Genomic DNA, 10169 nt, shown 5'->3' with positions numbered 1-10169 from the left:
GCCGGGCGCGGGGCGGTACGGGCCGTATCCTGGAGGCATGAGTACCGCTCCCGCCCCCGGCCCCGAACCGCGTGACCCCAAGGCCGCGCTGGTCTTCGACGACCCGCTCAGCCGGCCGTCGTCCGACGACTCGGACCACGGGTGGGGCGAGCGGTCCGGCGAGGGCGGCGACAGCGCGGCCGACCTGAAGCGCTTCCTCGACGAGAAGCCGCCCCACCACATCTGACACCGCCGACCGAAGGCCGTGAGCCGTCGGACTTGCCGGTCGCGGGCCGTGGGGCATCGGCCCCGGCGCCCGAAGGCGTGGGGAGGTCGGCCTCGCCCGCTACAGGTCTCTGCCCCCGCTACGTGCGGTCGTGGCCCGAACCGCGCTGGGCCACCAGGGCGTCGCGGATCTCCTTCAGGACCTCCAGCTCGGTCACTTCGATGACCTCGTGCGTGCCCTCCTTCGCCTTGCGGCGGGCTTCCTGACGGGCCAGGTACTTGGCCATGGGGAGCACCATCAGGAAGTAGACGACGGCCGCGGTGATGAGGAAGGTGAGCGTCGCGTTCAGCACCGTGCCCCAGAGGATGGCGACGCCGTGCGTGACCGTTCCGTCCGCCGCCACCGTGCAGGGGTCCTTCATGCAGTAGCGGTACTGGTCGAGGTTCTTCGTGCCGAACGCGCCCACCAGCGGGCTGATGACCCCCTTCACCACCGAGTTGACGATGTTGGTGAAGGCCGCGCCGATGACCACGGCGACGGCCAGGTCGACGACGTTCCCCCGCATCAGGAAGGCCTTGAAGCCCTCCCAGACGCTCGGCTCCTTCTTCTCGCTCACCACGAGGCCTCTCTGCACTGGTTGTGGAACAAACGACTCCGCAACCTACGTCAGGGACGGGCCCGAGTGTCCAACTGGGTCCCTCCGATGTGGGACTTGACGGGCGAGGGCCGGCGATGCGGCGAGCGGTCACCACAGGGTCACCGCCAGGCGGGACGTGGCGCCCGCTCCGGCCAGCCGGGCCGCCGTGCGGCGGGGCACGGTCAGGACGACCAGGGCTCCGCTCTCGGCCGCGTCGACGGTGGGCACCTCGGAGACACGGGCGCCCCGTGCGACGACCCTCGCAGCACCGCCCGTCGCGGACTCCTCGGCCGCGATCACGTCGACCCGGTCGCCCGGACGCAGCAGTCGTACCGTCGCGCCGTCGGCGATGCGCACCGGGGCGGTCACCGTCCCCACGCCGGTGGGGCGTTCGGGGACCGGGTCGGCCACGGGGTGGCCCCTGACCCGTCCGGCCTCCCTCGGGCCCGCCCCTGCCACCAGCAGCGCGGCGGCGGTCACCGCCAGACCGGCGGCCACGGCACGCCTTCGGCAGCGGGCGAGACGGCGGAGCCGATGCGCACCGCCGCGCACCCGTAGCGGGGCGAAGTGCGGGACCTCGCAGGTGGGAGGGGCATCGGCGCCGGGCGGGCCGGCGGCCCAGGACGGAATCCGTGCGGACGAGGGCGGGTGCGGCGACGAGCCCGAGGAAGACGACGACAAAGGCGACGACGGCCATGCCGAGGGCGAGAGCGAGGGTGAGGGCGAGTGCGAAGAAGAGGACGGGGACGGCGAGAAGGCGCTCGGGGACGCGGACGGAGTGCGGGTCATGGGGCCACCACCTGCTGTGTGAGATCGGCTTGCGGTCCCACGATGAGGCTTCGCGGCGAGGCCCGCTGAGGCCTGTGGACCACCCACCGGTTGTGGAAAACCTCGCCACCCGAACGAGGAGTTCCGCCCCAGCCCAGCCCAGCCCAGCCCAGCAGGCCAGCTCGGGCCGGCCCCGTCTCACCCCGTCACGGCAGCGCGAACCCGGGGTCCATCCCGCCCAGCGCCTTCGTGCACAGGCAGTCGCGGCCGTCGTTCGGCGGCAGGGCGGCGACCGCCTCGAAGAGGACGCCCCGGAGGCGGTCGATGTTGGCGGCGAAGACCTGGAGGACTTCCTCGTGGGACACGCCCTCACCCGTCTCGGCGCCGGCGTCGAGGTCGGTCACAAGGGTCAGGGAGGTGTAGCAGAGCTCCAGTTCACGGGCCAGGATCGCCTCGGGGTGGCCGGTCATGCCGACCACGGACCAGCCCTGGGCCTGGTGCCACAGGGACTCGGCACGGGTGGAGAAGCGGGGGCCCTCGACCACGACGAGGGTGCCGCCGTCCACCGGTTCCCAGTCACGCCGACGCGCCGCTTCGAGGGCGGCCTCGCGGCCGACGGGGCAGTAGGGGTCGGCGAGCGAGACATGGACGACGTTGGGGATGGCGCCGCCGGGCAGGGGAAGGCCGTCGAAGTAGGTCTGGGTGCGGGACTTCGTACGGTCCACGAGCTGGTCCGGGACGAGGAGCGTGCCCGGTCCGTACTCGGGCCGCAGACCGCCCACCGCGCACGGGCCGAGCACCTGGCGCGCGCCGACGGAGCGCAGCGCCCAGAGGTTGGCGCGGTAGTTGATGCGGTGCGGCGGCAGATGGTGGGCGCGGCCGTGGCGCGGGAGGAAGGCGACGCGGCGTCCGGCGATCTCGCCCAGGAAGAGGGAGTCGCTGGGGGGCCCGTAGGGGGTGTCGACCTGTATCTCGGTCACGTCGTCGAGGAAGGAGTAGAACCCCGATCCGCCGATGACGCCGATCTCCGCGTGCTCCGTGTTCGCCATGCCCGCACCCTAACCGGGCCCCGAGACGCCGAAGACCCCGCCGGTCGTCGTACGACGGCAGGGTCCTGGACGAGAAACACGCACGCGGCGGCAGTACCCACGGCGAACAGACCGGTGCTACGCGCCGAAACCGCCCAGCGGCGTGACAGCCACGCGACCGACGCGTCACGCGGCAACCGCGCCACGCGGCCGACGTGCTACGCGGCCGACGTGCTGCTGGCGGAGGAAGAGCCCGAGGACGCCGACTTCGACTCGGAGGACGACGAGGACGAGGTGGACGACTTCGTGTCCGACGAGGACTTCGCATCCGAAGAGGAGGAGGACTTCGCCGTCGCCGGGCTGCTGCTGGACGACGAGCCTCGGCTGTCGTTCCGGTAGAAACCGGAGCCCTTGAAGACGATGCCGACCGCTGAGAACACCTTCTTGAGGCGGCCGTTGCAGCTGGGGCACTCGGTCAGGGCGTCGTCGGTGAACTTCTGCACCGCTTCGAGGCCCTCACCGCATTCGGTGCACTGGTACTGGTACGTCGGCACTGGTCTTCCTCCTGGCACTCTCACTCGATGAGTGCTAACGACGGTCCATAGTGACCTATTCCCCGGGGATCAGTCCACTGTCACCGGCACTCGGTGACCGACGACACGCGCGACGGTACGGCTGCGCGGGCTGCCCGCCAGCCTCGTACGCAGGGCAAACAGCGTCGCCAGGGCCAGTGCCGTACCGGCCGCCGGCACGAGGAAACCGGCGCCCGTCCACAGCCGGTCCTCCAGCTGACCGGCGGCCGTGACGGCGGCCGCCTGGCCGAGCGCGACCGCGCCGGTCAGCCAGGTGAAGGCCTCCGTACGGGCACCCGAGGGGACCAGGGAGTCGACCAGGGTGTAGCCGGTGATCAGGGCGGGGGCGATGCACATGCCGACCAGGAGGCCGAGGGCGGCGAGGACGAGCACGGAGTCGGCGGTCCACAGGGCGGAGGCGACCAGCGCGAGAGCGGTGTAGCCGACGACCAGGCGCCGCTGTGGGGACGCCTTCCAGGCGATCGCGCCGCAGACGATGCCGGAGAGCATGTTGCCGGCGGCGAACACGCCGTACAGGACGCCGTTCAGGCCGGGCTCGCCGATCGACTCGGAGAAGGCGGCGAGGGAGACCTGCATGCCGCCGAAGACGGAGCCGATGCCCAGGAAGGTGACGATCAGGACGCGCACCCCGGGCAGGGACAGGGCGGAAACCCGCTCCACGCGCGCGTGGGACACGGGTACGACGCGCGGCTGGGTCGCGCGTTGCGCGGCGAACAGCAGGCCGCCGATCAGGGTCAGCGCGGCCTCGGTGAGCAGGCCGGCGGCCGGGTGCACGGCGGTGCACAGCGCGGTCGCGAGCAGCGGGCCGAGGACGAAGGTCAGCTCGTCGGTGACGGACTCGAAGGCGGCGGCGGTGCCCATCAGGGGCGAGTCCTGGAGCTTGACGCCCCAGCGGGCCCGCACCATGGGGCCGACCTGCGGCACCGAGGCCCCGGTGGGCACGGCGGCGGCGAACAGCGCCCACAGGGGGGCGTCCGTCAGGGCCAGCGCCGTCAGGGAGAGGCCGGCCGCGCCGTGGACGAGGACGCCGGGGAGCAGGACGGCCCGCTGGCCGTGCCGGTCGGCGAGACGGCCGCTCCAGGGGGCGAACACGGCCATGGAGACGCCGGTCACGGCGGCCACGGCTCCGGCCGCGCCGTACGAGCCGGTGGTGTGCTGGACGAGCAGCACGATGGAGAGCGTCAGCATCGCGAACGGCTGGCGGGCCGCGAAGCCGGGCAGGAGGAACGTCCACGCGCCCCGGGTGCGCAGCAGCTGCCCGTAGCCCGGCTGGGACGCCTTGGAGGTGTTCGAGGTGTTCGAGGTGACCGTGGACGCCACGGCCGTGCCTTTCCGCCGCCTGGTAGCGCGCCTGTGCGGGGGCGCCGAGAGCTGTCCTCTTGCGCCACTGCGGTAGATGCCGGGCCCGCGGAAGGGGGGCGTGACGGCCGCCATACGGTCGCGCCAGCTCTGCGTCAGACAGAGTTGGTCCGATCAAGTGCGCCTTCATCGTACAGGGAGCAACGGTCGGGTCACCTGTGAAAGTGAGCACCATGGATCGTCGCACCCCGTGTTCCGGAGGGTGTGAACAGTGTGAAACCTGCCCTTAACGATCCAGTCGCCGCCCTCGGCGCCGCGATCCGTCTCAGCGCCGCGCTCCGCCGTCGCCGCCCCCGTTGCCCGTCCCCAGCCAGTCGGCCAGCTTGCCGCCCTGGCCGACGGCCCTGAGCCTGCGCTCCGCCTGGTCCCGGACGGGGTCGGTGGCGACGACGAGGAGTTCGTCGCCGCGTCGCAGGACCGTGGTCGGCAGGGGCACGAAGGACTTGCCGTCGCGGACGACGAGGGTGACGGCGGCGCCAGCGGGGAGCCGCAGTTCGTTGACCTCGACGCCGTGCATACGGGACTTCTCGGGGATGGCGACGGACAGCAGGTGGCCGCGCAGCCGCTCCAGGGGCGCCGACTCGATGCCGAGGTCGGCCGCCTCGTCGCCCGAGCCGCCGAGGCGGAGCTTGCGGGCCAGCCAGGGCAGCGTCGGTCCCTGGACGAGGGTGTAGACGACGACGAGCACGAAGACGATGTTGAAGATCCGGCGGCTGCCCTCGACGCCGCTCACCATGGGGATCGTCGCCAGGATGATGGGCACCGCGCCGCGCAGCCCGGCCCAGGAGAGCAGGGCCTGCTCGCGCCACGGCACCCGGAACGGCACCAGTGCGACGACGACGCTCAGGGGCCGCGCCACCATGGTCAGCACCAGGCCGATGACGAGCGCGGGCCAGATGTCGTCGCCCATCTCGTGCGGGGTGACCAGTAGTCCGAGCAGGACGAACATGCCGATCTGGGCGATCCAGCCGACGCCCTCGGCGAAGCCCCGGGTGGCGGGCCAGTGGGGCAGCTTGGCGTTGCCGAGGACCATGGAGGCCAGGTAGACGGCGAGGAAGCCGCTGCCGTGCGCCAGGGCGCCGGCCGCGTACGCGGTGACGGCGATGGCCATGACGGCGATCGGGTAGAGGCCGGAGGCGGGCAGTGCCACATGCCTGAGGCCCCAGGAGCCCAGCCAGCCCACGGCGAGGCCGATGGCGGCGCCGATCGCCAGTTCCAGCACTATCTCGCCGATCAGGACGTACCAGTGCTCGACCGGTCCGGCCATGGAGAGCGAGGCGACGAGGATGACCACCGGGGCGTCGTTGAAGCCGGACTCGGCCTCCAGGGTGCCCGTCACGCGCGCGGGAAGGGGGATCCTGCGCAGCACGGAGAAGACGGCCGCCGCGTCCGTGGAGGACACGACCGCGCCGATGATGAGTGCCTGCCGCCACTCCAGCCCGATCAGATAGTGCGCGCCCGCGGCTGTGACGCCGACGCTCGTCGCGACACCGACCAGCGCCAGTGAGGTGGCGGCCGGCAGGGCCGGCTCGACCTCCTTCCACTTCGTGCCGAGGCCGCCCTCCGCCAGGATCACGACGAGGGCCGCGTAGCCGATGACCTGGGTCAGTTCGGCGTTGTCGAAGTGGATGTCGCCGATGCCGTCCTGGCCCATGGCGATGCCGATGCCCAGGTACACGAGCAGGCTGGGGAGCCCGCTGCGCGACGAGATCCGGACCGCGGCGACCGCGACGAGAAGGACGAGCGAGCAGACGAGCAGGAGCTGGTTGAGGTCGTGGACAGTCAGCGGGCCGTACCTTTCTTGCCGAACCGCACGTGGTTCCGAGTGTGTGACGCCGAGCACTCGATGCGGGCATGCGCGCGTGTGGGCATGCGAAGCCGATCACGGAAACCGTGCGATCGCGGTTACGTCAGTGCGAGTACTTCGTTACCTTACCTAACTCTTGACGATTTCTTGACGCTCGCGAGGGCAAGATCGAACAGTCGTCCGCGCCAGTTCCCGACTCCGCGTCAAGTCGTGTCGGGCCCTGCGCCTATGGTTGCTCCAGCGTTCAGTACAAAGCACAGCCCGACCTGCCGCTCGTGTTAGGACAGCAAGGACAGCGATGCCCACCGACACCACCCCCTCCGGCCAGCAGTCCGGCAAGTCCGGCAGGAAGAAGGGGCGCAAAGTCCGTCTTCTCCTGATCGTCCTGGTCCTGGCCATCATCGGTGGCGTCGGCTACGGGGCGTTCTGGTCCGTCTCCACCGTGCGCGCCTCCTTCCCGCAGACCAAGGGTTCGATAACCCTGGACGGTCTGTCGGGACCGGTCGACGTCAAACGCGACGGCTACGGGATCCCACAGATCTACGCCTCCTCCGACGAGGACCTGTTCATGGCGCAGGGGTACGTCCAGGCGCAGGACCGGTTCTACGAGATGGACGTGCGCCGCCACATGACGGCCGGCCGCCTCTCGGAGATGTTCGGCGAGGGCCAGGTCGACAACGACGAGTTCCTGCGCACCCTCGGCTGGCACCGGATCGCCGAGGAGGAGTACAAGAAGACGCTCTCGGCCGAGACGAAGAAGTACCTCGACGCGTACGCCAAGGGGGTCAACGCCTACCTGGCCGGCAAGGACGGCGACGAGATCTCCGTCGAGTACGCGGCCCTCGGCTTCACGAACGACTACAAGCCCGAGGAGTGGACCCCCGTCGACTCGATCGCCTGGCTGAAGGCGATGGCGTGGGACCTGCGCGGCAACATGCAGGACGAGATCGACCGCGCCCTGATGACCAGCCGCCTCGGCCCCCAGCAGATCGCCGACCTGTACCCGCAGTACCCGTACAGCCGCAACGGGACGATCGTGCGGGAGGGCCAGTACGACGAGCTGACCAAGACCTGGTCCGACGGGTCGGGTTCCGAGCAGAGCACCGACGGCTCCACGCAGGGCACCGGGGGCACGGGGGGCTCCACGCAGGGCACCGGGGGCACGGGGACGGGTACGGGCACCGCCGGTACCTCCACGGACTCCGGAGCCCTCCAGACCCAGCTGGACGGCCTCTACAACGTCCTGGAGGACCTGCCCGAGGCCGTCGGTGTGAACGGCAACGGCATCGGCTCCAACTCCTGGGTCGTCTCCGGCGACCACACCATCACCGGCAAGCCGCTGCTCGCCAACGACCCGCACCTGACGGCCTCGCTGCCGTCGGTCTGGTACCAGATGGGCCTGCACTGCAAGGCCGTCTCCGCGAAGTGCCAGTACGACGTCTCCGGCTACACCTTCTCCGGCATGCCCGGCGTGGTCATCGGCCACAACGCCGACATCGCCTGGGGCATGACCAACTCCGGCGTCGACGTCACCGACCTCTACCTGGAGAAGCTCACCGGAGACGGTTACCAGTACGGCTCCAAGGTCCTGCCGTTCGACACCCGTGAGGAGACCATCGAGGTCGCCGGCGGCACGTCCAAGACGATCGTCGTCCGCACCACCAACAACGGTCCCCTGCTCTCGGACCGCAACAACGAACTCGTCCAGGTCGGCAAGAAGGCCACGGTCGACCAGGACGCCCCCGACCGCGGCGACGGCTACGGCATCGCCCTGCGCTGGACCGCGCTCGACCCCGGCACCTCCATGGACGCCGTCTTCGCCATGAACAAGGCCAAGGACTGGGACGACTTCCGCGAGGCCGCCTCCCTGTTCGACGTCCCCTCGCAGAACCTGATCTACGCCGACACCGAGGGCCACATCGGCTACCAGCTGCCCGGCAGGATCCCCACCCGCGGCAAGGGCGACGGCTCGCTGCCCGCGCCGGGCTGGGACCCGCGGTACCGCTGGACCGGCTACATCGACCAGGACGAACTGCCCTACGAGTACGACCCGGAGCGCGGCTACATCGTCACCGCGAACCAGGCCGTCGTCGACAAGAAGTACCCGTACACCCTCACCACGGACTTCGGCTACGGCACGCGCGCGCAGCGGATCACCAGCCTGATCGAGTCCAAGATCAAGGGTGGCGGCAAGATCTCCACCGACGACATGCGGCAGATGCAGATGGACAACAGCAGCGAGATCGCCAAGCTGCTGGTGCCGCTGCTGCTCAAGATCGACGTCGGCGACAAGCACGTCCGCGAGGCGCAGAAGCTGCTGGAGGGCTGGGACTACACCCAGGACGCCGACTCGGCGGCCGCCGCGTACTTCAACTCGGTCTGGCGCAACATCCTCAAGCTCGCCTTCGGTGACAAACTGCCCAAGGAGCTGCGCGTCGAGGGACAGTGCCTGTCGGTCGAGCCGGTCGACTCCACCGGGCCCGCCGACGAGGACCAGCAGGTGCGCGAGTGCGGCAGGCGCGACGCGGACCAGGCGCAGCCGGACGGCGGCGACCGCTGGTTCGAGGTGGTCCGCCGACTCGTCGAGGACCAGGACAGCGCCTGGTGGTCCACGCCCAAAGCGCGCAACCTGAAGGCCGCCGACACCCGTGACGAGCTGTTCCAGCGGGCCATGCGGGATGCCCGTTGGGAGCTGACCGCCAAGCTCGGCAAGGACATCGACACCTGGAGCTGGGGCCGGTTGCACCGGCTGTTCCTGAAGAACCAGACCCTCGGTACCGCGGGCCCCGGTTTCCTCCAGTACATGCTCAACCGCGGTCCCTGGAAGCTGGGTGGCGGCGAGGCCACGGTCAACGCCACCGGCTGGAACGCGGCGGGCGGCTACGAGGTCGTCTGGGTGCCGTCGATGCGGATGGTGGTGAACCTCGGGGATCTCGACAAGTCCAAGTGGATCAACCTCACCGGCGCCTCCGGGCACGCCTACAACGCGCACTACACCGACCAGACCGACAAGTGGGTCAAGGGCGAGCTGCTGACGTGGCCGTTCTACGACAAGGCGGTCGAGGACGGCACGAGCGACACGCTGCTGCTGAAGCCGTAGCGCTCCGCTCGGTGGGCCGTTTTTCGGCTGCGGCGCCGTCGTGGCTGGTCGTGCAGTTCCCCGCGCCCCCTTCGGGGCGCGGGGAACCGTCATGTGAGGCGTCGTACCCCCGAAGGCGTCACCACCGCGTGCACCGGGCGGTCGTGCTCCTCCTCCGGGACGCGGTCCAGCACCTCCGTGTCGTACAGGAGCACCACCAGCGCCGGGTCGGCGCCCGCGCGGTCCAGGCGGGCCAGGACGCGGTCGTAGGAGCCGCCGCCCCGGCCGAGGCGCATGCCGCGCGCGTCGACCGCCAGGCCCGGGAGCAGGACGACGTCGGCGGTGGTCACGGCGTCCGGGCCGAGCCGCTCGCCGGCGGGTTCGAGGAGTTCCATGCGGCCGCCGTGCCGCACGCGCGCGAGGGAGGGCCCTCCCTCGTAGACGCCCCAGTCGAGGTCGTTGTCGGGCAACAGGACCGGAAGCAGGACGCGCACGCCCCGCGCGCGGAGCGCGTCGAGGAGCGCGAGGGTGCCCGGTTCACTCCCCACGGACACATACGCCGCGACCGTGCGCGCGTGCGCCAGTTCAGGCAGATCGAGAGCCCGGTCCGCAAGGGCGCCCGTCGTTTTCCGGACGTCATCCGGCGTCAACCCGCTCCTCACCAGGAGGAGCTCTCGTCGCAACATTCGCTTG

10 protein-coding genes are annotated in these 10169 nt (G+C 70.7%); 3 read left to right on the top strand and 7 right to left on the bottom strand.

What is annotated here, in order from left to right; genetic code table 11:
- Nucleotides 1–37 precede the first annotated feature (37 nt).
- The gene (locus P1P70_RS11585; protein ID WP_184892979.1) at nucleotides 38–226 is read left to right on the top strand and encodes a hypothetical protein; all 189 of its coding nucleotides are present in this window, start codon (nucleotides 38–40) and stop codon (nucleotides 224–226) included.
- Between the two features lie 118 nt (nucleotides 227–344).
- Here the strand turns inward: P1P70_RS11585 and mscL are convergent, their stop codons facing one another.
- Both mscL and P1P70_RS11575 read right to left on the bottom strand, forming a co-directional pair.
- Nucleotides 345–821 (bottom strand): large conductance mechanosensitive channel protein MscL, encoded by a 477-nt coding sequence (gene mscL, locus P1P70_RS11580; RefSeq protein ID WP_319236726.1) that lies wholly within the window; start codon nucleotides 819–821, stop codon nucleotides 345–347.
- A gap of 129 nt (nucleotides 822–950) precedes the next feature.
- Nucleotides 951–1523 carry a hypothetical protein gene (locus P1P70_RS11575; RefSeq protein ID WP_319236725.1) on the bottom strand — a complete coding sequence of 191 codons (573 nt, stop codon included), beginning with the start codon at nucleotides 1521–1523 and terminating at the stop codon, nucleotides 951–953.
- Between P1P70_RS11575 and P1P70_RS11570 the strand changes: the two genes are divergently transcribed.
- Nucleotides 1426–1653, top strand: a complete 228-nt coding sequence (locus P1P70_RS11570; protein ID WP_319236729.1) for a hypothetical protein — start codon at nucleotides 1426–1428, stop codon at nucleotides 1651–1653. The genes P1P70_RS11575 and P1P70_RS11570 overlap by 98 nt on opposite strands.
- Nucleotides 1654–1816: 163 nt before the next feature.
- Here P1P70_RS11570 and P1P70_RS11565 read toward each other — a convergent pair whose 3' ends face one another.
- The 4 genes from P1P70_RS11565 to P1P70_RS11550 form a co-directional block, all read right to left on the bottom strand.
- A complete protein-coding gene (locus tag P1P70_RS11565; RefSeq protein WP_319236724.1) occupies nucleotides 1817–2659 on the bottom strand; it encodes an S-methyl-5'-thioadenosine phosphorylase in 843 nt (280 codons plus the stop codon).
- A 197-nt stretch (nucleotides 2660–2856) separates the two neighbouring features.
- Entirely contained in the window at nucleotides 2857–3192 is a 336-nt protein-coding gene (locus P1P70_RS11560) for an FmdB family zinc ribbon protein (RefSeq protein WP_319236723.1), read from the bottom strand.
- 69 nt (nucleotides 3193–3261) lie between these two features.
- Nucleotides 3262–4551 carry an MFS transporter gene (locus P1P70_RS11555; protein ID WP_319236722.1) on the bottom strand — a complete coding sequence of 430 codons (1290 nt, stop codon included), beginning with the start codon at nucleotides 4549–4551 and terminating at the stop codon, nucleotides 3262–3264.
- Nucleotides 4552–4855: 304 nt separating this feature from the next.
- Entirely contained in the window at nucleotides 4856–6433 is a 1578-nt protein-coding gene (locus P1P70_RS11550; RefSeq protein WP_319236721.1) for a potassium/proton antiporter, read from the bottom strand.
- Between the two features lie 262 nt (nucleotides 6434–6695).
- Here P1P70_RS11550 and P1P70_RS11545 point away from each other — a divergent pair, with 262 nt between their 5' ends.
- The gene (locus P1P70_RS11545; RefSeq protein ID WP_319236720.1) at nucleotides 6696–9497 is read left to right on the top strand and encodes a penicillin acylase family protein; all 2802 of its coding nucleotides are present in this window, start codon (nucleotides 6696–6698) and stop codon (nucleotides 9495–9497) included.
- A gap of 89 nt (nucleotides 9498–9586) precedes the next feature.
- Here the strand turns inward: P1P70_RS11545 and P1P70_RS11540 are convergent, their stop codons facing one another.
- Entirely contained in the window at nucleotides 9587–10162 is a 576-nt protein-coding gene (locus tag P1P70_RS11540; RefSeq protein ID WP_319236719.1) for a 5-formyltetrahydrofolate cyclo-ligase, read from the bottom strand.
- Between the last annotated feature and the right edge of the window lie 7 nt (nucleotides 10163–10169).

Origin of the sequence: Streptomyces sp. MB09-02B, assembly GCF_033794485.1 — a bacterium.
Taxonomy (GTDB): domain Bacteria; phylum Actinomycetota; class Actinomycetes; order Streptomycetales; family Streptomycetaceae; genus Streptomyces.
Note: the sequence above shows the minus strand (reverse complement) of the source record. Positions and strands in the feature narration are given on the sequence as shown.